Origin of the sequence: Luteococcus sp. H101 (assembly GCF_038433155.1) — a bacterium.
Classification (GTDB): Bacteria; Actinomycetota; Actinomycetes; order Propionibacteriales; family Propionibacteriaceae; genus Luteococcus.
Map to the genome: position 1 here is coordinate 38,496 of NZ_JBCDMW010000042.1, position 23,095 is coordinate 61,590.

General features: G+C 66.9%; 21 protein-coding genes. 13 read left to right on the top strand and 8 right to left on the bottom strand.

What is annotated here, in order from left to right:
* Positions 1 to 50: 50 nt before the first annotated feature.
* Together rsmI and AAEX60_RS15525 are read right to left on the bottom strand one after the other, a co-directional pair.
* Positions 51 to 962 carry a 16S rRNA (cytidine(1402)-2'-O)-methyltransferase gene (rsmI, locus tag AAEX60_RS15520; RefSeq protein ID WP_342104750.1) on the bottom strand — a complete coding sequence of 304 codons (912 nt, stop codon included), beginning with the start codon at positions 960 to 962 and terminating at the stop codon, positions 51 to 53.
* Positions 963 to 1,182: 220 nt separating this feature from the next.
* A complete protein-coding gene (locus AAEX60_RS15525) occupies positions 1,183 to 1,395 on the bottom strand; it encodes a hypothetical protein (RefSeq protein ID WP_342104754.1) in 213 nt (70 codons plus the stop codon).
* A 10-nt stretch (positions 1,396 to 1,405) separates the two neighbouring features.
* On the opposite strand from AAEX60_RS15525, the gene AAEX60_RS15530 reads away from it, so the two are divergent.
* Both AAEX60_RS15530 and AAEX60_RS15535 read left to right on the top strand, forming a co-directional pair.
* Entirely contained in the window at positions 1,406 to 2,806 is a 1,401-nt protein-coding gene (locus AAEX60_RS15530) for an Ig-like domain-containing protein (protein ID WP_342104756.1), read from the top strand.
* Between the two features lie 153 nt (positions 2,807 to 2,959).
* The gene (locus tag AAEX60_RS15535; RefSeq protein ID WP_446721327.1) at positions 2,960 to 4,513 is read left to right on the top strand and encodes a dolichyl-phosphate-mannose--protein mannosyltransferase; all 1,554 of its coding nucleotides are present in this window, start codon (positions 2,960 to 2,962) and stop codon (positions 4,511 to 4,513) included.
* Positions 4,514 to 4,522: 9 nt separating this feature from the next.
* On the opposite strand, the gene AAEX60_RS15540 is transcribed toward AAEX60_RS15535, so the two are convergent.
* Positions 4,523 to 4,822, bottom strand: coding sequence for a hypothetical protein (locus tag AAEX60_RS15540; RefSeq protein WP_342104758.1), 300 nt, complete (start codon positions 4,820 to 4,822; stop codon positions 4,523 to 4,525).
* 226 nt (positions 4,823 to 5,048) lie between these two features.
* On the opposite strand from AAEX60_RS15540, the gene AAEX60_RS15545 reads away from it, so the two are divergent.
* The 5 genes from AAEX60_RS15545 (at position 5,049) to AAEX60_RS15565 (ending at position 12,567) form a co-directional block, all read left to right on the top strand.
* A complete protein-coding gene (locus AAEX60_RS15545) occupies positions 5,049 to 6,041 on the top strand; it encodes an ABC transporter permease (RefSeq protein ID WP_342104761.1) in 993 nt (330 codons plus the stop codon).
* 3 nt (positions 6,042 to 6,044) lie between these two features.
* On the top strand, positions 6,045 to 7,061 hold the full coding sequence (locus AAEX60_RS15550; protein WP_342104763.1) for an ABC transporter permease: 1,017 nt from the start codon (positions 6,045 to 6,047) through the stop codon (positions 7,059 to 7,061).
* Positions 7,062 to 7,070: 9 nt separating this feature from the next.
* Positions 7,071 to 9,149 (top strand): ABC transporter ATP-binding protein, encoded by a 2,079-nt coding sequence (locus AAEX60_RS15555; protein WP_342104765.1) that lies wholly within the window; start codon positions 7,071 to 7,073, stop codon positions 9,147 to 9,149.
* 27 nt (positions 9,150 to 9,176) lie between these two features.
* Positions 9,177 to 10,895 carry an ABC transporter family substrate-binding protein gene (locus AAEX60_RS15560; protein ID WP_342104767.1) on the top strand — a complete coding sequence of 573 codons (1,719 nt, stop codon included), beginning with the start codon at positions 9,177 to 9,179 and terminating at the stop codon, positions 10,893 to 10,895.
* Between the two features lie 190 nt (positions 10,896 to 11,085).
* Entirely contained in the window at positions 11,086 to 12,567 is a 1,482-nt protein-coding gene (locus AAEX60_RS15565; RefSeq protein ID WP_342104770.1) for a uracil-xanthine permease family protein, read from the top strand.
* A gap of 90 nt (positions 12,568 to 12,657) precedes the next feature.
* Here AAEX60_RS15565 and AAEX60_RS15570 read toward each other — a convergent pair whose 3' ends face one another.
* Positions 12,658 to 13,911 (bottom strand): APC family permease, encoded by a 1,254-nt coding sequence (locus tag AAEX60_RS15570; RefSeq protein WP_342104772.1) that lies wholly within the window; start codon positions 13,909 to 13,911, stop codon positions 12,658 to 12,660.
* A 221-nt stretch (positions 13,912 to 14,132) separates the two neighbouring features.
* Between AAEX60_RS15570 and AAEX60_RS15575 the strand changes: the two genes are divergently transcribed.
* Both AAEX60_RS15575 and zupT read left to right on the top strand, forming a co-directional pair.
* The gene (locus AAEX60_RS15575; protein WP_342104773.1) at positions 14,133 to 14,744 is read left to right on the top strand and encodes a DNA-3-methyladenine glycosylase I; all 612 of its coding nucleotides are present in this window, start codon (positions 14,133 to 14,135) and stop codon (positions 14,742 to 14,744) included.
* A 9-nt stretch (positions 14,745 to 14,753) separates the two neighbouring features.
* Complete coding sequence (gene zupT / locus AAEX60_RS15580; RefSeq protein ID WP_342104775.1) at positions 14,754 to 15,560, top strand: zinc transporter ZupT; 807 nt, start codon at positions 14,754 to 14,756, stop codon at positions 15,558 to 15,560.
* Positions 15,561 to 15,584: 24 nt separating this feature from the next.
* Here the strand turns inward: zupT and AAEX60_RS15585 are convergent, their stop codons facing one another.
* From AAEX60_RS15585 to AAEX60_RS15600, 4 genes are all read right to left on the bottom strand, one after another.
* Positions 15,585 to 16,091, bottom strand: a complete 507-nt coding sequence (locus AAEX60_RS15585) for a hypothetical protein (RefSeq protein WP_342104777.1) — start codon at positions 16,089 to 16,091, stop codon at positions 15,585 to 15,587.
* Between the two features lie 7 nt (positions 16,092 to 16,098).
* Positions 16,099 to 16,908, bottom strand: coding sequence for a hypothetical protein (locus AAEX60_RS15590; protein ID WP_342104779.1), 810 nt, complete (start codon positions 16,906 to 16,908; stop codon positions 16,099 to 16,101).
* A complete protein-coding gene (locus AAEX60_RS15595; protein ID WP_342104782.1) occupies positions 16,905 to 17,807 on the bottom strand; it encodes an ABC transporter ATP-binding protein in 903 nt (300 codons plus the stop codon). The genes AAEX60_RS15590 and AAEX60_RS15595 overlap by 4 nt, the downstream gene beginning before the upstream one ends.
* A gap of 92 nt (positions 17,808 to 17,899) precedes the next feature.
* The gene (locus AAEX60_RS15600) at positions 17,900 to 18,472 is read right to left on the bottom strand and encodes a TetR/AcrR family transcriptional regulator (protein ID WP_342104784.1); all 573 of its coding nucleotides are present in this window, start codon (positions 18,470 to 18,472) and stop codon (positions 17,900 to 17,902) included.
* Between the two features lie 76 nt (positions 18,473 to 18,548).
* Between AAEX60_RS15600 and AAEX60_RS15605 the strand changes: the two genes are divergently transcribed.
* The 4 genes from AAEX60_RS15605 to AAEX60_RS15620 all read left to right on the top strand — a co-directional run bounded on the left by AAEX60_RS15605 (position 18,549) and on the right by AAEX60_RS15620 (position 23,013).
* Positions 18,549 to 19,043, top strand: a complete 495-nt coding sequence (locus AAEX60_RS15605) for an HXXEE domain-containing protein (RefSeq protein ID WP_342104785.1) — start codon at positions 18,549 to 18,551, stop codon at positions 19,041 to 19,043.
* Positions 19,040 to 19,471: an HXXEE domain-containing protein gene (locus AAEX60_RS15610; protein WP_342104787.1), complete on the top strand. Its 432-nt coding sequence runs from the start codon at positions 19,040 to 19,042 to the stop codon at positions 19,469 to 19,471. Before AAEX60_RS15605 ends, AAEX60_RS15610 begins: the two co-directional genes overlap by 4 nt.
* A 114-nt stretch (positions 19,472 to 19,585) precedes the next feature.
* Complete coding sequence (locus tag AAEX60_RS15615; RefSeq protein ID WP_342104789.1) at positions 19,586 to 20,833, top strand: glycosyltransferase; 1,248 nt, start codon at positions 19,586 to 19,588, stop codon at positions 20,831 to 20,833.
* A 626-nt stretch (positions 20,834 to 21,459) separates the two neighbouring features.
* Complete coding sequence (locus AAEX60_RS15620; protein ID WP_342104791.1) at positions 21,460 to 23,013, top strand: recombinase family protein; 1,554 nt, start codon at positions 21,460 to 21,462, stop codon at positions 23,011 to 23,013.
* The last annotated feature ends 82 nt before the right edge of the window (positions 23,014 to 23,095 follow it).

The following is a 23,095-nucleotide window of genomic DNA, read 5'->3' on the forward strand; positions in this document are numbered from 1 at the left end:
TTTGTGTCGCGTACTCACCACCCAAAGTTCCACAGGACACGCGACCCAGTTCAGCGGGCGTCCAGTGCCGCCTGGTAGAGCTGCTTCTTGTTGGCTCCCGTCAGCTTGGCCACCTCCGCGACGGCCGCGGACAGCTTCTCCCCGTCGGCAATCCGGCGCTGCACCAGCGCCAGGGCATCCTCCGCCTCGTCGCGGGCCGGGGCCCCCTGCACCACGACGCAGATCTCGCCCCGGGCGTGCTCCACCGCCCATTCGGCCAACTCGGCCAACCCACCGCGCTTGACCTCCTCATGGGGCTTGGTGAGCTCCCGGCAGACCGCGGCGGGACGATCGTCACCCAGAGCGGCGGCGCAATCGCTGAGGAAGTCGGCCAACCGGTGCGGCGCCTCGAAGAAGACCATCGTGCGGGCTTCGGCAGCGAGCTCCGCCAGCCGACGACGCCGGGGGCCGCCGGTTCGGGGCAGGAATCCCTCGAAGCAGAAGCGGTCCACCGGCAGCCCGGAGACCGCCAGCGCGGTCAACACGGCGCTCGGCCCGGGCACGCAGGTGACCTCCAGTCCGGCCTCGATGGCGGCGCTGACCAGGCGATATCCCGGGTCGCTCACCGACGGCATCCCGGCATCGGTGGCCACCACCACATTGCGGCCGGCGCGCAGTTCGGCCAGCAGCTCGTCGGTCCGGGAGGTCTCATTTCCCTCGAAATAGCTCAGGACCCGGGCCTGGGTGGTGACCCCCAAACGCCGCAGGAGGGTCTGCAGCCGACGCGTGTCCTCGGCGGCAATCACCTCCGCGCCAGCCAACACGGCCCGCAGATTCTCGGACGCATCGACGCTGGAACCGATCGGGGTGGCCGCCAGCACCACCCGCCCCAGACCCCGGGAATCCGGTTCCAACTGCCGCACGCTGACGCGCTGTGGGCCATCATCCTGACCTGCCTCTGGTGGGGCGACATCGGTGCTCATGGAGTCCATTGTGACCGCTTGGTCGGTTTGTTCACACACTGACGAATTGCCCAAGACCGGCGCTGCATCCACTCCAGAGGGCAATCCAGTCGGCCGACTGGCATAACCTGAGTGAATCGCTGCTCGTGGGGAATGGCGACAGGCATCCAGGCGGATGCCGCGGCGCAAGGTTGCGTCGACAACTTGGGGGATAACCGAAACTGCACTTCACGACTAGTCGTCAACGCGCGAGCCTTTCCGCGCTGGCGATCCTGGGGATCACGTCCATCTGGGCCAGCCCGGCAACCGTCGCCCTGGGCGCGGACCCGAGCCCGTCCCCGACGCCAACGAATGGCAGCAGCGGCCAGCCCGCACCGGCCACCGCCATGCCGAGCGCGCCCATCCCAGCGGTGACGCCGGTCGCCGTGGACACCCCGAAGCCGGCGTCCTGCACGCCCTCTCCGGTGACCGATCCGATGAACGTCTCCCTCAGCAAGTCCACGGACCTGCACGCGTGGGAGAGCCTCAAGGTCCTTTTCTCCGGAACCATCACCGACGGCCATTGTGCGGGTGACAGCTTCAGCTTCCAGTTCCCGGCCGAGTTCGGAGGCCAGAGCGGCTCGACCTTCCAGCTGCTCACGCCAGCCGGAGCCGTCGCAGCAACCATGACGGTCAGGGGAACCACAGTCCTGGTGACCATGACCGATTACGTCGAGACCCACCAGAATGTCCGGGTCAATGGCTGGCTGACGGCCTATGTCTCGGGCGACAACCTGCCCGACACCAGCAAGGACGTCATCTGGGTGGTGAATGGCAAGACCAGCGTCACGCCGATCACCATCCGCCCCTGCCCGGATTGCCACACCATGCCCACCACGGTGCAGAAGTGGGGGCAGCTCAACAGCGATGGCAGCATCACCGTGACCGTCCAGCTCCCGACCGCCACCACGGAGAACCAGGTGTTCACCTGGACCGACCAACTGACCTCGGCCGGGCAGCGCTTTGTCTGCCCGGTGCACCCTGGCGCCTACTCCTTCCCGTCGCTCAATGAGTCGGGCGACCCGGAGAAGGTGTCGCCAACGAATGCCGCTGCGCTGACCTGCGACGAGGACACGGTGAGCGGCAGCATCACCCTTCCCAAGGGATCCGCCGGCCGGATCTTCCTGCCCGTCCAGGTGACCGACCCGGGACTTGGTGGCTGGGCTGACGAGGCGAGCGTGACCACGTTGGGCAAGCAGTCCAGCGATGTCACCACGGTGGGCAAGTGGACCGGTGGTGGAGACGCGGACGGCGACATGCCGCCCACCCCGACCCCGACGCCGACACCCACTCCGACGCCTACCCCGACACCGGTCGAAACTCCGACGCCTACCCCGACACCGGTCGAAACTCCGACGCCGACCCCGGTCGAGACCCCCGCGCCCACGCCTACACCCACCCCAGTCGAAACCCCGACGCCCACCCCGACACCGATACCCACCCCGGTCGAAACTCCGACGCCCACGCCGACCGAGACGCCGACCCCGGTCGAAACTCCGACGCCCACCCCGACACCGATACCCACCCCGATCGACACTCCCACGCCGACTCCAGCCGAATCGCCCAGCAGGACTCCCACCGCGACACCGTCCGGCACTCCCAGCCCGACCGTGACCCCCAGCGGGACGCCGGGCCCGGCCGAGCACTCGTCGCAGCGGCCGACGCCCGCCGGAACCACGTCCGGGGCCCCGCAGGGTCCCCGCCCCTCCGTGTTGCCGCACACCGGCGACGCGGGTGACTCCGGCCCCAACCCGGCCGTCACCTTGAGCCTGCTAAGCCTGACCTTGGCCGGGGCAACCATCACCGCCCGTCGGATGCGCTTCTGACGGATTCCATTCCCCACCGTGGGCCCGGCCGCTTCACCGCTGCCGGGCCCTGGTGCATTTCCCGGAACTGTCAGAGCCACCTTCTAGGATTGCCCCGTGATCGAAGCCACCACCAGTACCCGCGACGAGTCGCCGGACAGCGCCATCGCCCGCCTGCGTGACGCCCCGCCACCGGACCGGCTGGTGAGTTGGCTGGTCACCCTGGGGATCACGGCCTTCGCCTTCCTGATCCGCTTCGTCAACCTGCGTCGTCCGGGGAACCTGGTCTTCGACGAGACCTACTACCCCAAGGACGCCTGGACCATGCTGCACCTGGGCTACGAGGGCAGCTGGCCCAAGACCCAGCCCGGCAAACCCGGCCTGAAGATCAACGACGCGATCGCCCAGGGCATGACCGACGGCTGGTCCCGCGACCCGTCCTTCATCGTGCACCCGCCCCTGGGGAAGTGGCTGATCGCCGTCGGGGAGCACTTCTTCGGGATGAACTCCTTCGGCTGGCGGTTCAGCTCCCTGGTGGCGGGCACGCTGCTGGTGCTGGTCACCATCCGGCTGGCCCGACGGCTGTCCCGTTCCACCTTGGTGGGCGCCATCGCCGGCCTCCTGCTCAGCCTGGACGGGCTGGCCTTCACCATGAGCCGGATTGGACTCCTGGACATCTTCCAGGCGCTGTTCATTGTCAGCGCCGTGGCCTGCGTCGCGGCGGACCGGGACTGGTTCCGCAACAGGCTGGCCGCCCACCTGACCCGCACCGGGCAGGTGGACCTGGCCGGCCGCTACGGCCCGGCGCTGTACCTGCGGCCATGGCGGCTGCTGGCCGGGATCATGTTCGGCCTGGCCTGCGCGGTGAAGTGGAATTCCATCTTCGTGCTGGCCAGCATGGGAATCCTGTCAGTGGTCTGGGACCTGTCCGCCCGACGGCTGGCCGGCGCCGGCCCGCGGGCGTGGGGCTCGGTGCTGCGCGACGGGATCCCGGCCTTCGTCCAGCTCGTCGTGGTGGCCGTGCCGGTCTACCTGGCCACCTGGGCCGGTTGGCTGACGACCCATGGCGGCTGGAGCCGGGGCTGGGGAGCCAGCCATGAGGGCGCCTGGACGGTGAAGGTCTTCGGCGCACCCTTGGCCTCGCTCTTCCATTACCACAAGGAAATGTACGACTTCCACACCGGCTCCGGGATGATGAACGAGACCCACGTCTACGAGGCCAATCCCTGGGGCTGGCTGGTGATGTACCGGCCGATCGGGATCGACGCGGTGAACGGCATCAAGCCCGGCGTCGACGGCTGCGAGGCGGTCAACGACACCTGTCTGCGGGTGATCTCCGGCGCCGGCACCCCGATCCTGTGGTGGCTTGCCCTGGCCGCGCTGCTGGCCGGGATGGTGGTCTGGATCGGCGGGCGGGACTGGCGCTTCGGGCTGCCGATCATCGCCGCCATGAGCACCTACCTGCCCTGGTTCAAATACGCCGACCGGCCGCTGTTCTTCTTCTACGCCATCTGCATCATCCCGTTCACCGTCACCATTCTGGCGATGTGGCTGGGCCGGATCATCGGCCCGGCCGACGGGCCGCGACGAAAGCGGGGCGCATGGATCGCGGGCGGGGCAATGGCCCTGGTGGCGGCCAACTTCGCCTTCATCTACCCGATCCTCACCGACCAGCTGATGACCCGCAAGGCGTGGCTGCTGCGGATGTGGTTCCGGTCATGGATCTGAGCGGCAGCGTCACCCCCGGAGTCGTTTCTCCTCGTTCGCCAATCGAGCACGACGAACCTCCCGAACAATCCTTCGCCGCTCGGCGTGCTCACGGGCCTGAAGTACGCCGCCAATCAGCAGCCACCCCACGCCAGCCCCCAACATGGCCGCGACCAGCAGCACGCTGCCCAGATAGCCGCCCAACACTGCCATCAACAACACCGACACCGTGTGTGGCCATCGGGGCAACTCCCACGCGTGCAAGAGATCCCCGAGAACAGCCGACAGCAACAGCGCCACGCCGAAGACGATCGCCTCTACCAAGGACATGGTGTCACGATAGCTGCTAGCGCCCAGCCGGCGCCGGACCACGGAAGTTCGTCCAGATGGAGTGCATTTCGGCTGATCCTTGCGGCTGCAGGGTACTGTGTTGGCACGCAGGAGTCGGGAACGCGTCGGTGACCCGGCACGATGACAATGGAGTTCAGTGTGAGGTTTTCAGCGGGCTTGAAATCCGCACCGCCCAGCGCCCCGCGCACGGCAGAGGGGTCGGACCATGGCTAAGTTTCTCTCGCTTCGCTTCCTCAACTACCTACTGCTGAGCTTCCTTGCCACCTCATTCGCGTTTCTGCTGTCGGCCAAGCTGATGCACCCTGAGGAGGTTCTCTACCCGCCGATGGCGACCAAGCCGGTCCCCCCGGAGACCGCACAGATGTACCTGAACGCACGCAACATCAACCCCGCGGACTCTTTGATGACCCGCTACACCCGATGGCTCACCGATCTCCTGCATGGCAACCTGGGTGTCACCGCCGGTACGAACAAGGCGATGACCCCTGTCCTGGAGGTGCTTCAGACGCGCATCCCGATGAGTCTGCGTCTGGTGGTGCTGGGCACTGCGATCGGCGTCGTCCTCGGCATTCTGGTGGGCATGGTTTCGGCAGTGCGACGCAATTCTCTAGGCGACCGCGCCACCACCATGTTCTCCTTCCTAGTCCTTTCCCTCCCCACAGTGGTGGCGATTCTGGTTGTGCAGCAGATCAACCAGTCAATCATGGATGCCACCGGCCACGGACTACCAGCCATCAACCCGATCAATCCCCTGTTGGAGCCGGGTTCCTGGGCCGACATCAAGTACCAGGCGCAGGCTCTGGTGATGCCTACGATCGTGCTGGCCATGTTCGGCATGGCCTCCTATTCGCGGTACATGAAGGTCACGACACTGGACGTGTTGGGCTCCGACTACCTCCGCACAGCCCGGGCCAAGGGCCTGACAAAGTCGAAGGCCATGACCCGGCACGGCTTGCGGATGGCCCTCATCCCGATGGGCCAGTATCTGGCCTTCGCGGTGGGTGCCGCCTTCGCTGGATCCCTGTTCATCGAGATGATGTTCAATTGGAACGGGATCGGCTCCTTCGGCGTCCAGGCCCTCCAGATGGCCGACGTCAACGGCACCGCTGGCGTGGTGCTCTACTCAGCCATCCTCACCCTGATGTCCGCCACGCTGGCCGATTTCCTGCAGGGCCTCCTCGACCCCCGGATCCGGTGACCCATGACCGACAACCCAGTCTCCGCCACTCCCACCAACCCTGCCGCGCGCGGTGTCGACTCCGTCGAGCACTACGCCACAGCCGCGGCCATGAGTGAGACCGTCGCAACGCCCGTCGCGGAACTCACCGAGTTGCCCCCGTCGGTCCAGGCGCGGGCCATGTCACGAAGTGAGCTGCTGCGCCGACGCTTCCTGCGCAATCCGCAAGCCTGGATCGGGATGAGCATCTTCAGCTTCCTGGTTCTGGCGGCGATCTTCGCGCCGATGTTCTACTCCTACGGCCCCTTCGAGCGGGACCTACGCAATTCTCTGACCGGGCCGTCCAAGTACCACTGGTTCGGTGTGAACGAGAACGGTCTCGACATCTTCGCTCGGGTCATGGTGGGGCTCCGGATCTCGCTGGTGATCGGTATTGGCACCGCCGTGCTTACCACTGTCATCGCTCTCTTCTTCGGCACGCTGGCTGGATATGTCAGCGCCAAGAACAAGTGGGGCCGCAGAGTGGACACCGGCGTGATGAACCTGATCAACCTGTTCCTGGTAGTGCCCAGCTTGCTGATCATGATGCTGTTCAGCCCGGCCCTACAGAAGGCCTCCTGGCTCTGGATGATTCCCCTGCTGGCCAGCTTCTCTTGGATGCTGACCGCCCGTGTACTGCGAGCCATGACCCAGCAGCTCGTGAACACCGACTACGTCAACGCCGCCAAGTTCATGGGTGTCTCTCCCCTGACCAACATTCGGCGGCACATCATCCCCAATGTCGCCAGCTGGATCATCATCGACACGACCTTGGGCGTCGGTGGCGCGATCCTGGGCGAAACCGGCCTGAGCTTCATCGGCTTCGGCATCCAGTACCCGCAAGTGTCCCTGGGCACGGTGCTGCAGGACTACAACATCTCGGCGCCCTACACCTGGATTCCCGCTGCCCTCGTGCTCGCCCTGGTGGTCATCTCGATCAACCTGATGGGTGAAGCATTGCGCGACGCCCTCGACCCGACCAGCGGCTCCAGCCGGATCTAGGACACACACATGACAGACATCCACGATTCCGCTGCGCCCCTCCTGCGGGTGCGTGACCTCACGGTCAACTTCAATTCCGAGGCTGGCGTCGTACACGCCGTGCGTGGCCTGAACTATGACCTGCACAAGGGTGAAGCACTGGCCATCGTCGGCGAGTCCGGCTCCGGCAAGTCGGTCAGTTCCCTGGCCATCATGGGGCTGCTGCCTGGCAGCGCCAGAATCTCCGGCAGCGTGGAATTCAAGGGCCAGTCGATGCTGGGCCGCGACGACGACGAGATGTCCAAGCTGCGGGGCAACGAGATCAGCATGATTTTCCAGGATCCCCTCAGCGCGCTCACCCCCGTCTACACCGTCGGCGACCAGATCGCCGAGGTGGTGCGGATCCACCATCCAGAAATCAGTAAGGCAAAGGCCGCCGACCGTGCGGTGGAATTGCTGGGGGAAGTTGGTATCCCTAACCCGAAGCGGCGGGCGGGTGCCTATCCGCACGAGTATTCCGGTGGCATGCGACAGCGAGCCATGATCGCCATGGCCATCGCGAACGATCCGTCGCTGATCATCGCCGATGAGCCCACCACGGCGCTGGACGTGACGATCCAGGCCCAGGTCATGGACCTGCTCAAGCGCGCCCGCGAGATCACCGGCGCCGCCACCATCCTGATCACCCACGACCTCGGCGTGGTTTCCGGCTTCGCTGACCGAGTCATGGTGATGTACGCCGGCAAGGGCGTGGAGGAAGGGCCCATCAACGACGTCTTCTACTCCCCGCGGATGCCCTACACGGTCGGCCTGCTGGCGTCGGTGCCCCGGGTCGATGCCGACCACAAGGAGCCGCTGGTATCCATCAAGGGCAATCCACCATCACTGGTCTCAGTGCCCGACGGCTGTCCCTTCGCCGTGCGCTGCCCGATCGCCCAGGACATCTGCCACACGCAGGAGCCCCCGCTACATGCCGTAGACGACAACCACCGCGCGGCCTGCCACCTCTCGGACCTGCTGGCCAGCAACACCGACATCTTCCCTCGTGACCACGTGGCCGAGCCCACCATCCTCACCCCCCGGGAGCAGCGCGAGCCAGTGCTGGAGGTGACCGGTCTGCAGCGGGTCTTCCCGCTCACCAAGGGAGCCTTGGTCAAGCGCCGGATCGGCGAAGTGAAGGCAGTCGACGAGATCGACCTCGACATCCGGCAGGGCGAGGCTCTGGCCCTGGTGGGTGAGTCCGGCTGCGGCAAGACCACCGCCATCATGGAGGTGATGCAGCTGGCCAAGCCACAGAAGGGGACCATTCGGGTAGCCGGCAAGGACACCTCTACCCTGAGCCGTCAGGAGAAGGCCCAGATGCGTTCAGACATCGCCATCGTCTTCCAGGACCCAATGGCCTCCCTGGACCCCCGCATGCCGATCGGCGACATCCTGCGCGAACCCATGCAGGTGCAGAAGTACACCGACAAGCAAATGGACGAGCGGATCAGCTGGCTGCTCAAGACCGTCGGGCTGATCCCAGAGCAGGCTTCCCGGTATCCCACGGAGTTTTCCGGTGGCCAGCGGCAGCGCGTCGGCATCGCCCGGGCACTGGCCTGCGAGCCGAAGCTGATTGTGTTGGATGAGCCAGTCAGCGCCCTCGATGTCTCCATCCAAGCGGGGGTGCTGAACCTGCTCGATGATCTGAAGAACCGGTTGGGGGTCAGCTACCTGTTCGTCTCCCATGACCTCTCGGTGGTGAGCCACATCTCGGATCGGGTAGCAGTGATGTACCTCGGCAAGATCGTCGAGGTGGGTGACACCCAGCAGGTCTTCCAGGATCCCCAGCACCCGTACACCAAGGCGCTGCTGTCTGCAGTGCCGGTGCCAGACCCCGAACGCGAACGGACCCGCAAGCGCTTGATGCTCACCGGCGACCTGCCCTCACCCGACCAGATCCCGGACGGCTGTCGCTTCCAGGGACGCTGCCCGGTCTTCCGCAACCTACTCTCGGATGGCGAACGTAACAATTGCATACACAATTCGCCAGAACTCCTAGACCAGACCCCCGGGCATGGGGCAGCATGCCACTATGTCGCGCAAGCCGAGACGCTAGTCATCGGCTAGTTGCGGGCCCTTCGAGAAAGAGGAAACATGACGACTCACACGACAGCCAAGCGTCTGCTGGCCACGGCGGCCATTGCCACGCTGGTCTTCTCCGGCTGCGGCAAGGCAGACAACAGCAACAGCGGCTCCGGTGGCGCGTCGGATGAGGCACTTGCCGCCAATGTCAATGATGTCAACCCCAAGGACGCCAAGGATGTCGGCCAGGGTGGCACGCTGAGGCTGGCAAACAATGCCTACCCGGCCAACTGGAATGTGTGGCACACGGACGGCAACGAGAAGAACACCAAGGACATCGGCTACGCGATCTTCCCCACGCTGTACCTGTACACCGCTGATGGCAAGATCGAGCCCAACCCGCTCTACACGAAGCGGATCGAGAAGACCTCCGACAAGCCGCTGACGATGGAGATCGAACTCAACCCGGACATGAAGTGGTCCGACGGCACGCCGATCGACTACAAGTCGATCGAGAATGTCTTCAGGGTCATGAGCGGCAAGGACAAGGCCTACCAGATCGCTTCCAGTAGCGGCTATGACCAGGTGGAGAAGATCGAGAAGGGTGGCAATGAGTACACCGCCAAGGTGACCTTCAAGACCCAGTACGCCGACTGGATGGCGTTGGCCGACGTGATGCCGGATGCCCTAGCCAAGGACGCCAACACCTTCAACACAGGCTGGATCAAGAAGCCCCTGGTCACCGGCGGACCGTTCAAGATCGAGAAGGCCGACGAGGGCAACAAGACGGTCTCGATCGTGCCGGACCCCGCTTGGAAGGGCGAAAAGCCGAAGCTGAACAAGGTGCTCTGGACCACCATCGAGTCCCCGCCGGCCACCGCCACCTCCTACAAGAATGGCCAGCTGGACCAGGCTGAGACTTCCGTGCCCGCCACTTACACGGTCCTGAAGGACCTGGTGGGCAAGGGATCCGTCCTGCGCAAGGCTGCGGGCCCCGACTGGACCCACATCACCCTGAACGGCGCCAAGGGCCGTCCGTTGGCCGACGTCAAGGTGCGCCAGGCCGTGCAGCGGGCGATGAACCGCGATGACATCTTCCAGTCGGTGAATGCCGTCATGCCGTACCCGAAGGGCATGCCACAGCAGAACAACCACCTGCTGGTCACCAACCAGGACGGTTACAAGGACAACTCCGGAGACTTCGGCAAGTACGACGTCGAGGCCGCAAAGAAGCTGCTCACCGAGGCCGGCTACACCATGACCGACGGCAAGGCGATGAAGGATGGCAAGCAGCTCACCATCACCTATGTCTACAACGACGGTTCCAAGACCAACGAGGCCGTGGTTCCGGTGGTCCAGGAGGAGCTGAAGGCCGTCGGCATCAACATGCAGGTCAGCAAGGTTCCGCCGACCGACCTTTTCAGCAAGTACGTCATCCCCGGCAACTTCGACCTGACGCTGTTCGGCTGGAATGGGAACCCGGTGCTGTCCAGCGGCGACGCCATCTGGAAGGAGAAGGGCGAGCAGAACTTCGGCAAGATCGGCAGCCCCGAGGTGGACAAGCTGCTGGGTGATGCCGCCGTCGAGTTGGATGCCACGAAGCGCTACGACCTGATGAACCAGGCCGACGCGAAGCTGTGGGAGCTGGCGGGCACCATTCCGCTGTGGCAGTCCTATGACTTCTATGTCCAGCACCCCGACATCGCCAATTACGGGGCGCCCGGCTTCGCCAACATCCCGGACTGGACCAAGGTGGGCTATGTGACGGGCTCCAAGAAACTCGATTCATGATGTCCTTGGCGGTCCTGATAGCGGCTTGATCTGTGGCCCGGAGCTCAGCTCCGGGCCACAGTGCTGTTCAGCCAGGAACTCGAACCCATCCGGCGAACGTCGTGTCACGGCTGGTTGAGTCCCAAAGAACCATCTGCGTGACAGCTGGCCGCGGCCGCAGCATAGGATCATCCCCCGGAAGGGAACCCACATGCTCTGGAAACTGCACGGAAATGGCCATCTCGAACCGGGGGCCGTCGTCGCTCCCGACGAACGTCTGAGTTGGGGCAAGACCATTGGTCTGGGCGCCCAGCACGTGGTGGCCATGTTCGGAGCCACCTTCGTCTTCCCGTTGCTGATGGGGCTCAACCCGCAGCTGGCGGTGATGATGAGTGGGATCGCGACGCTGATCTTCCTGGCGCTGACCCGCAACCGGGTCCCGAGCTATCTGGGTAGTTCGGCCTCCTTCGTCGGCGTGGCCACCGCCATCTACAGCATGGGCGGCAACCCGGCCGACGTCTCCGGCGCCCTGTTCTTCGTCGGGCTGGCGCTGCTGGTGGTGGGCATCGTGATCCACGTGGCCGGCGCCCGGGTGATCCACCGGGTGCTGCCGCCGGTGGTCACCGGTGCCGTGGTGATGCTGATCGGTTTCAACCTGGCGCCCGTCGTGGCCGGGGTCTACTGGCCGCAGGACCAGTGGACCGCCTTCATCGTGATGCTGGTGGTGGTCTTCCTGTCCGTGGGCCTGCGCGGCTTCCTGGGCCGGATCGCTATCTTCCTGTCCCTGGTGATCGGTTACCTGCTGAGCGCCCTGTTTGACCGGGCGCTGGGCCCGATCACCCGGATGGTGGACGGCAAGAGCACCACCGCCTACCGGGTTGACTGGGCCAATGTGAAGACCGCCGACTGGTTCGGACTGCCGCCGATGACCGACCTGACCGGGTGGGAGTACGGCGCGACGAACAATGTGCTGGGCTTCCACCTGCCGCACTTCAGCCTGGCCTTCGCCCTGGTGGCGCTGCCCGTCGTGATCGCCCTTATTGCGGAGAACACGGGGCACGTGAAGGCCGTCGCGGAGATGACCGGCAAGAACCTGGACGAGTCGATGGGCAAGGCGATCATCGCCGACGGCCTGACCTCGATGATCGCGACGGGTGCCGGCGCCGGCCCCACCACCACTTATGCCGAGAACATCGGCGTGATGGCCGCCACCCGGGTCTATTCCACTGCCGCCTATGTGGTGGCCGCGGTGGTGGCGATCGGCTTCGGTTTCTCCCCCAAGTTCGGCGCCATCATCTCGGCGACGCCGGGTGGGGTGCTGGGCGGGATCTGCGTGGTGCTCTACGGCATGATCGGCCTGCTGGGCGCCAAGATCTGGAAGGAGAACCAGGTGGACTTCGGCAACCCGGTCAACCTGGTCCCCGTCGCGGCCGGCATCATCATCGGGATCGGCGATGTCTCCCTGAAGTTCAGCGAGAACTTCACCTTGGGCGGGATCGCGCTCGGCACCCTGGCGACGGTGATCCTGTGGCATGTGGCTCGGGCCATTGCCCCGCGCTACCTCTCGGATGCCGCCGGTGGCTCCAACCTGGTGCTGGACGCGCCGGGCATCTACACCGTCGAGGGCGAACAGGACCGCCCGTACGAGAAGTACGACCCGTCGAAGAAGGTCCACCACCACCCCGGGGAGTAGTTCTCCCCGCCAGAACCACCTGGACGCTTGTCCTGTGGAACTTTGTGTGGCGTAGTCCCGACACAAAGTTCCACAGGACAGCTGACCCAATCAGTTCGAGGCAAGCGACCGGGTCACCAGCCGCCCCACGATGCCGACCGCCAGGACCACCAGCCCGGCCAGGACAGAGCCCAGGGGCAGGCTGACCACCAGCACCGCGCAGAGCACCATGCCCAGGCCCTGCAGGGCGCGGGGGTAGAGCCGTCCCTCGGTCTGGTGCCAGGCGGAGGCATTGGCGACGAAGTAGTACAGCAGCACCCCGAAGCTGGAGAAGCCGATGGCACCCCGCAGGTCGGTGACCAGCAGCAGCGCGGTCAGCACGACGGCCAGGGTTGCCTCCGCGCGTCGCGGAACCTGATGGGTGGGGTCGACGGCGGCCAGCCAGCGCGGCAGGTCGCCCTCGCGCGCCATCGCCAGGCTGGTGCGGCCGACGCCGGTGACCAGGCTGAGCAGTGCCCCCAGAGCGGCGGCCGCGGCGCCGAAGCGGACGACGGGCTGGGCCCAGGCCATGTCCAGCGCCCGGATCGCGTCGGCCACCGGGGCGGCGCTGCCTGCCAGGGCACCCACGCCCAGCACTCGGAGCAGGGTGAGCGCCAGCGCGACGTAGACCAGCAGGGCGATCCCCAGCGCCAGGATGATCGCGCGCGGGATGGTGCGTCGGGGATTGGTGACCTCCTCGCCCATGGTCGCGATCCGGGCGTAGCCGGCAAAGGCGAAGAAGAGCAGGCCGGCCCCCTGCAGCACTCCCAGCGGGGACCCGCCGGACGTCGTCGCCACGGCAGGGTGTCCGGGTTCCCCCACCCAGCCCAGCAGCACCACTCCGGTGAGCACCACCAGCACCACCACGGCCAGGATCCGGGCCAGCCGGGCGGTGCGGGTGACGCCGAACATGTTGACCGCCGCCAACGCCCAGACCGCGGCAATCGCCACCGGACGGCGCCATCCGACGGGCGCCAGGTAGAAGGCGACGGTCAGCGCCATCGCCGCGCAGGAAGCGGTCTTGCCGATCACGAAGCACCAGCCCGCCAGGAATCCCGGCCATTGGCCCAGCTCCTCGCGGCCGTAGAAGTAGGTGCCGCCGCTGGTCGGGTAGCGGGCCGCCAGCTGGGCAGACGACGTCGCATTCGCGAAGGCGACGACGGCCGCGATCGCCAGACTGAGCAGCAGCCACCGGCCGGCGGACTGGGCAGCGGGCGCGAAGGCGGAGAAGACACCGGCACCGAGCATGGAACCCAGCCCGATCATCACGGCGTCGGTCAGCCCCAGGCGTCGGGCCAGGGCGGGTTGAATGGTGGGCTCGGGCACGGACGGCAGACTAGGGACGCCAGACGACGGGCAGGTGAACGGCCAGCGGAGCCCGGCTCACACGGCAGGATGCGGCTACAGCGCGCGACGGGCCAGGTACCGGGCAAGGCTCACCGCAGCAGGCCGGTCCGTGATCCAGATCCCGGTCCGGGTGATCAGTCATGTGCCTGGGTCAACCAGGTTCCGACGGAATTGTCAGAACCTCCTGACAGCATGGAGCCATGAGTGATCTGGTGATCGGGGCGGACGGCCGGGCCCGTCCGGTGTGGGCGTCGCAGGACGAGCTGTTGCGGCGTTACTACGACGAGGAATGGGGCATGCCGGTGCGCGACGAGCGTGGCCTGTTCGAGCGGTTGAGCCTGGAGGCCTTCCAGTCCGGGCTGAGCTGGGCCACCATCCTGCGCAAGCGGGAGAACTTCCGCGCGGCCTTCGCCAATTTCGAGCCGGACAGCGTGGCCGCCTTCGGAGAAGATGACGTCGAACGGCTCATGGCCGACGCCGGCATCGTCCGCAACCGCCGCAAGATCGACGCGACGATTGCCAATGCCCGAGCCACCGTCGCGCTGCGGGAGCAGGGCGGGCTGGTGGACTTCATCTGGGGCTTCCAACCCGCTGAGACCCCGCGCCCGACCTGCTTCGCGGAGGTGCCCAGCCAGTCACCGGAATCCGTCGCCCTGTCCAGGGCCCTGAAGAAGGTGGGTTTCCAGTTCGTCGGGCCCACCACGATGTTCGCCCTGATGGAGGCGGTCGGAATCGTCGACACCCATCTGGTGGGTGCCTGGCGACGAGGCAGCTCCGGGGTCTGGCCGGCGTCCCCGGTTGACGGGCCCTAGACTCCGAGCATGGCACTCGCCCTGCTGATCAGCCTGCTCGCCGGCCTGGCCACCAGCGTCGGCGGCGCGCTTGCGCTGCGGCACCGCAGCCCGCAGCGGGAGTACCTGGCGGTGGCGCTGGCCTTCGCCGCCGGGGCGATGCTGCTGATCTCGCTGGTGCAGATCGTGCCGCTGGGCATCGACTACCTGCGGCAGGGCGGCGCCTCGGAGCGTGTCTCCCTGCTGGTGGTCTGGGTCGCCTTCTTCGCCGGGATCGGTGTGGTGCTGGGGATTGATCGGCTGCTACCGGCCGCGCTGAACCCGAATGAGCGGGAGGGTGCCGACGATCTGTTCGACGAGCGCACCGCCCCCGCCACCCGGAGGGTGATGCGCTCCGGCCTGTTGACCGCGGTGGTGCTGGGGCTGCACAACTTCCCCGAGGGAATGGCCACCTTCTTCACCACCTACCAGGACCAGCAGGTGGGTCTGACCCTGGCCGCCGCCGTCGCCATCCACAATGTGCCGGAGGGGATCGCCGTCGCCGCCCCGATCTACGCGGCCACCAGATCCCGTCGTCGCGCGTTCACCTGGGCGACGGTCTCCGGCCTGACCGAACCGGTGGGCGGGTTGCTGGCCGCGGCACTGGTCAGCTTCGTGGTCCCGCCCACCTTCTTCGGCGTCTTCTACGGCGGCGTCGCCGGGATGATGGTCTTCCTGGCGCTCGACGAGCTGCTGCCCGGCTCCTGGCGCTACCAGACCGACAAGCACCAGACCATCTACGGCATGCTGGCCGGGATGGCGGTGATGGTGGCCAGCTTCATCCTGTTCGCGGGGTGACGCCCCGCACCAGGCGGGCCAGGTTCAGGCGTCGGCCTGGGGAAAGGTGACATCCCACAGGGGCTGGGCTCCCCAGCCGCGCAGCATGGTCACCAGGTCATCCACCAGAGAGTTCTCCACCAGGGCTCGGCTGTCCTCGGGGCCACGCCAGGAGAACAGCGGGTCATGACTCACCGCAACCAGCAATTCCTCGCCCTGTGGGGTGATCATCCGCAGTTCGCGCTGCAGCCCCCCGCCCACCGCTACCTTCAGCTGGTTGGCCGGGTGGCTCCAGACCGGCTGGGGCTCCCCCTTCCGGGTGAAGGTCAGCTGGCCCTCGCGCAGAGTGAGCTCACCGGAACCGGGGTTCCGGGCCAGGGTCTCGAGTCTCCACACCCCGGGCTTGTGCACGACGCAGTACCAGTGCCCCTCGCCCGTCGCCACCAGCCGGGCGCGCTCCTCGCCCCGGGGCACTCGTCGCATGGTGCGCACCACGACGAAGGCCACCAGGGCCAGGAGGGCCAGCTGGACCAGACCGAACAGCCACCACATCAGCAGCTCACTTGACCTCTCGTCGCAGCACCCGGACGGCGCCGGCGACGTAGGGCAGCACCACCCAGAGCAGGATGGTGGTGGCGAACTTGGCCCACGGATGGCTCACCTCCGGCATGCCCATCACCATCGGGTCCTGCACGATCGGCGGCGTGGTGGTGTTCACCCACGGGGCGTATTTCTGCAGCGCCGGGACGCCCATGGTGATCCCCGCCACCAGTGTCGGCAGCACGAAGTACGCGGCGATGGCCAGCGGGGTGATCAGCAGCAGGAAGCCGAAGCCCAGGCCCATCAGCACACCCACCAGCTGGCCGATCCAACCACCCAGATGGGCCTTGGCATCCAGGTCGAAGTCCACCGGATTACCGGCGATCGACATCGAGACCATATGGCACACCGCCGCCAGGCCCCAGGCCAGCAGCAGGAAGGCCGTCGCCCACAGGATCGCGGCCAGCGTCTTGGCGGCCACCACCCGCCACCGTCGCGGCTCCTGGGTGAAGGTGATCAGCGCGGTGCGCTGGGACCACTCATTGCAGGCGGTGATGATGCCCAGCACCGGGATCAGCATGCCCTGCGGGCTGGCGACGGCAGAGACCAGGTTGGAGTACGACGCCCCCGTCTCGCGCTGGAAGTACATCACCCCGGCCAGGGCCATCATGGTCATCACCGCGATCGCGATCAGCAGGCCGCGGCCGCCGCGGGTGTCCACCTGCTTGCGCAGCTCGACGTGCAGCAAGCGGCCAAAGGACAGGCCCTTGCCAGTGGGTCGCTCGAAGGCGGGGGCGGGGGCGGTCTCGGGAAGGGTCACGGTGCTCATCGGATCTCCTGCCGGGCGGTGTTCTGGGTGAGGGTGAGGAAGAGCTGCTCCAGGTTGTTCTGGTCGCGCTCGCGCAGCAGCACCAGCGGCACCTTGGCGTCGAGCGCCACCTGGCCCATCTGGGCGGGCAGCAGGTTGGCGTTGAAGGCACCGTCGGGGCGCTGCTGGATGGTGCCGCCGGCACTCTGCACGGCCGTCACCAGGTCCTGCCGGGTCATCGAGTCCACCACGCAGCCCTGCTCCTTGGCTGCCAGCATCTCCTTCAGCGATCCCTGCGCGACGATCTTGCCGTTGCCGATCATCACCAGGTCATGCGCAATCAGCTGCACCTCACCCAACAGGTGGGAGCTGAGCAGCACGGTGCCGCCCTTGGCGGAGTAGTCGGCCATCAGCTCGCGCATCCAGTGGATGCCGGCCGGGTCAAGGCCGTTGGCGGGCTCGTCCAGGATGAGCACCTTCGGGTCGCCCATCAGCGCGCCGGCAATGCCCAGGCGCTGCCGCATGCCCAGCGAGTAGTCCTTGACCCGACGCTTGGTCTCGGCCGGGGTGAGACCGACCATGTCGGTCATCTCGGAGACCTTCTGCTTGGATGCGCCCGCGATCAGGCCAGCCAGGGACAGCACCTCCGCGCCGGTCCGCCCGGGGTGCTGTGCGGCGGCATCCAGCATCACGCCGACGTGCTGGATGGGGTTGGGCAGCTCGGAATACTTCATCCCGAGCACGGTGGCGCTGCCCGAGGTCGGCGGGGTCAGGCCGCACAGCATCCGCATCAGCGTGGACTTTCCGGCGCCGTTGGGCCCGAGGAAGCCGGTCACGCGGCCGGGTTGGGCGGTGAAGGTGACGTCGTCCACGGCGGTGAAATTGCCATAGCGCTTGGTCAGGTGCTCGATCTGGATCATATCTCCATCACATCGTGACAAGGGGTCATGCCGTGTCCACCGAACGGTGGACATGCCTCCCCCAAGGGGTTGAGATCATCGGCTGCGCCCTCTCAGCCCGGCATGAGACCGGCCAGCAGAACGTCCAGCAGGGCATCCAGGTCACCCTCGTCGGGTGATTCGTGCAGGATCACCAGTCGATAGACGGCGGCTCCCACCAGGGCATCCGTGGTGACGTAGGGCTCGGCGTCCGCACGGAAGGTACCGGCGGACTGCCCCCGCCGGATGGCCGCCGCGATCGCCTCGCGCACCGGGTCGATCACGGCCGCGCGGTAGGCCCGACGCAGCTCGTCGTCGGCCTGCCGATGCACCTCCAAGGCCAGTGCCGCGACGCCGGGACCGGCCTGGCGCAGGGAGACCAGACCACTGCGACAGGCCTTTCGCAGGTCCTGCTCCGGGTCGCCCACGGGAGTCAGGTCCCGCTCCCCGATCAACTCCACCATGGCAGCCACCACCAGGTGCGCGAGGGTGGGCCAGCGGCGGTAGATGGTGGTCTTGGCGACCCCGCTGCGGGCGGCCACCTCGTCGATCCGCAGGCCGGCGTATCCCCGCTCGGCCAGCAGGGCGCGCGTGGCACCCAACACCTTGCGCTCCACCGATGAGTCCCGCGGTCTACCCACTGCCATGGCCCCACCCTTCCAGATGGACCCCCATTGCGCTACCGTCAGTATCGCTACTGATTGTTTCGGAACTGGAGGAGCCATGCCCGCAGCACCCACCGACGACGCACTGGACAACCGGGAGCGCTGGCTGGTCCCGCTCTCCCTGGGGGCTTCCTTCCTGGCCAATGACGGCGAGGAGTTGCTCACCATGGCTCCCACGACGGGCATCTCGCAGACCCATGTGCGGGTGGGCATTGCGACAATGGGCGTGCTCTTGGGCGCCGCGGTGGCCGACGGGATCCACACCCGCGGCCGAGGTTGGCTCTACCAGGATGTGCAGCTGGTCTTCGGCGCCCACGGCTTCGGCCACCTGGCTGCGACGGCGCTGGGCGGCCGGTACACGACGGGCGTGGCCACCTCCCCCACCGTCGTCCTGCCGCAGTGGTGGTGGGCGGCCAGTCGGCTGCGCCGGGCCGGAGTTCCGCGCACCGCCCACTGGGGGCGGGCCATCGCCCTGACCGGCGGCTGGTTGACCGTCGCCCATGCCCTGGGGGCTCTTGCCGCCACACGAAGCCGCCAGAAGGAGGAAGCATGAACCGCAATGATCGCGTCTGGGCGTGGACGCTGGCGTTGATTGCCGTCCACCAGACCGAGGAGGTGCTGGTCAGCGTCGACGACTGGTACCGACGGGTGGGCACCACCACCATGCCGTGGCTGGACCGTCATCTGGAGGGGAACTGGATGGCGGCGCCCGATCCCCGTCGACGAGTGGCCGCCCAGACCGCCCAGTGCGCCGGGCTGGCCACCGCGTGGGCCCTGACGCGTCGCCATGGCCGGGCGACAACGGCGGCAACCACGATCCTGTGCGCCGGCTGGTCAGCCGCCTTCGGGATGCACCTGACCGCATCCTGGAAGACCCGAACCATCATGCCGGGCACGACGACCTCGGTTGCCCCGGGCTGGGTGGGCGCCGGCTTCGTGCTGCGCGAGATCTGGCGGGACCCCAGGACAGGGAGGCAGTGAGATGGGGGCGATACCGACGTGATGGGGCCTGATCGTCACCAAAGAGCGTGAACACATCGCCAGCCCAGGACTCGCCGTGGGCCACCTGCCCTTGGCAGCTGTCAGGATGAGGCCATGCAGAGCAGCCAGATGCGGATCCTGTGTGCCCCCGAGACCTTCAACCTGGGCGAGACCTCCCGGGGCGTGGAGGTGGCACGAGAGCTGGTGGCCCGTGGGCACCAGGTGCGCTTCATGGGCTACTCGCGTCGGTTCGCGGACTACGTGCGGGACTCCGGCTTTGCCTTGGAGCTGCTGGAGCCCGAGCTGAGCGAGGCCGACGCGGATGCCCTGATCGCCGTTGACCAGGGGCGGGGGCTGCGCCACCCGTTCACGACGTCGGTGATCCGACGCCGGGTGGCCAGCGAGCTGGAGCTGATCCGGCGGTGGCGGCCGGACGTGATCCTGATCGGCACCACCTTGTCGATCTTCCTGTCCGCGCGGATCGCGGGGGTGCCGCTGGCCTACGTGAAACCCTTTCCGCTGAGCCGTGGACACCTGGAGCAGGTGAAGACCCTGCCGGTACTGGCGGGCGGTGGACGGCTCACCAGTGCGGGGAATCACCTGGCCGGCACTCTGGCGCGGGTCGCGGCTCCCCGGGTGACGTGGCTGCCATCCGCCTTCCGACGGGTGGCCCGCGAGCACGGGCTGGAGCTCCCCCGCACCACGCTGGAGGCGATGGCCGCCGACGTCGACCTGATCGCGTCCCTCTTCCCGGTACTCGACGGCCGCCCGCTGGCCCCGGGCGAGGTGGCCGTCGGACCGGTGTATGCCCGCAGCGACGCGGAACTACCCACCGAGGTTGCCGCGCTGGCCCAGCGGGAGCGCCCGGCGGTCTACGTCGGGCTGGGTTCATCCGGGAATCCTGAACTGGCCCGACGGGTCCTGACCGAGCTGGACCGGATGGGGCTGGACGTCGTGACCACCGCCGGACGCTTCCTGGAGCGTCAGGACCGGGAGGCGTTGTCCGACAAGATCATGGTCTTTGACTTCCTGCCCGCCAACCGCCTGGCGGGGCTGGTGGACGCGTCGATCATCCACGGTGGGGAGGGTACCGTGCAGACCGCGTGCGCCTCCGGGGCGCCCTTTGCCGGGATTGGCCTGCAGATGGAGCAGCGCTGCAACCTGGACGAGTGCACGCGGTACGGCAATGCACTGCGGTTCACGGCCGGGGACCTGCGCCGGGGCCGCCTCCCCGGCATGGTCACCAGATTGCTCAACGACGAGCCACTGCGCGCCAAGGCCCGGGAGTTGGCCGCGGTTGCCGCCGAGTTGGATGGCCCGGCGGCCTGCGCCGACCAGATCCTCCAATTGGCGGGCCGCTGAACCGCTCGACCTGCGCGTTGTACGGTCGCCCTGCCCAGCCAGCCGGCGGCCTCCGATAGGTGGAACACTCGCGAACCGACAGCGCAGCCAGCAGGGCGGCCGCAAGGGCCGCCTTCGGTCGCCAAACAGTACAACATCCACCGCACCACCGTCTCCACACACCTGACACGACGAGGCGTCCCGACTCGACGAGGACTCGACACCACACAAACCAAGTCTCCGGACACCCCGGGGCGGTTCAGCTCGCCGTGTCGCGTGACGCCGTGGCGCGGGCCGGATCGTGCGTCATCGGGTTGGGTTGCACGGCTGGGGAAATTTTCCCCCGCCGTGAACCACCCCACCCAGCACCCTCCTGCCCGACTCAAGTGGAAGCGACGGTGCCGGATATTTTCCGGAACCGTCACCACCCCGGCCCTGTCCGTCTCTGGTGTGGGGTGTCCACCTGTGGGGCATGAGGTATGCACGCACCACGCCCACCGGATGGCGCCTAATCGCCGAACCCGTGCCCCGGGGCGAGCCGGACATGGACCGGCTGGTCGCGCTGGTGCTGCACCTAGCCGATTGCCTCCATGCCGAGACCCCGCAGCCCGAACCCGATGCAAGCTCGACGATGAGGACCACCGACCATGACCACCGCCGACACGAAGACCATGGCTGTCCCGGGTGAGGGGCGGGTGACGGCGGTGACCTATCAGCGGGTCTCCACCAAGGAACAAGCCACCACCGGCGGGCGGGATGAGGGGTTCTCGATCCCGGCTCAGCGGGAGGCGAACCGCCGCAAAGCCGATGCCCTCGGCGCTCAGGTGGTGGCGGAGTTCGTCGACGCCGGGGAATCGGCCCGGTCCGCGAAGCGTCCGGGGTTGCAGCAGCTGCTGGACTACATTGCGACTCATCAGGTGATGTATTGCATCGTGCACAAGGTCGATCGGCTAGCTCGGAACCGGCTCGATGACGTCGACATCCACCGCCACCTCATCGACGCCGGCGTCCAACTGGTCTCCGCCACTGAGAACATCGATGAAACCCCCTCCGGGATGCTGCTGCACGGCATCATGTCCTCGATCGCGGAGTTCTACTCCCGCAACCTCGCCGCCGAAGTCACCAAAGGCATGACCCAGAAAGTCGCCAACGGCGGCACCCCATCCAGGGCGCCGATCGGGTATCGCAACATCCGGCGCAAGGATGAGCAGGGCCGGGAGTACCGGACCGTCGAGGTCGACCCCGACCGAGCACCCCTCATCCGCTGGGTTTTCGACACCTACGCCAAAGGCGAGCACACCGTCCCCGATCTCCTCGCCGAAGCCACCGCCCGCGGATTGACCACCGTCCCTACCCCGAAACGACCATCTGGACCCGTCGGGCGGTCCACGTTCTTCAAACTCTTGCGCAACCCGTACTACATCGGGCAGGTCCGCTACCAAGGAGCCCTCCACCCAGGCGCCCACGAACCCATCGTTGATCCGGAGACCTGGCAGCAGGTCCAGACCCTCCTGGACACCCGCGCCACCGCTGGGGAACGCCGCCGCAAACACGACCACTACCTCAAAGGCACCCTGTACTGCGGCACCTGCAACGCCAGGTTGCAGCTCGACTACGCCCGCAACAAACAAGGCATCCGCTACGCCTACTACATCTGCACCGGCCGAGCCACCAAACGCACCACGTGCACGAGGAAGGCCGTACCCGTCGGCATCGCCGAACAACTCGTCACCGACTGCTACCAACAGATCGCCATCACCCCGAACACCTATACGCAGCTTGCGCAGCGAGTCGAAGCGGCCTTCGATGAGCGGCTCGCGGAGCGGTCCCAGGCCATCGACGACCTCACCACCACCAAACAGCGGCTCGAAACCGAAGCGGACAAGCTCCTTGAAGCCCACTTCGCCGACGCCATCGACCTCGACACCCTGAAACGCCACCAAGACCGAATCCGCATCGCCCTCACCGACGTCACCAAACGTCTGGACGCCGAACGGCACGACCACGAAGGCCCCCGCCGACATCTCGCCATCGCTCTACGGCTACTAGCTGACTGCGCTCAGATGTATGCCCGCATCGACGACCACGGGAAACGGCTCGCCAACCAAGCCTTCTACCAACGCATCCTCATCACCGAAGACGAAAAAGCGGCGATCGGGACTGCCCCGGGTTTGGTTGACACTGACATCTCAGGTCCGTGAGGGCCTGGTGAGAGGATGTATGTCATGCCCAAGCCCCATCCCCAGGAGTTCCGCGACGACGTGATCGCGATCGCCCGCAAGG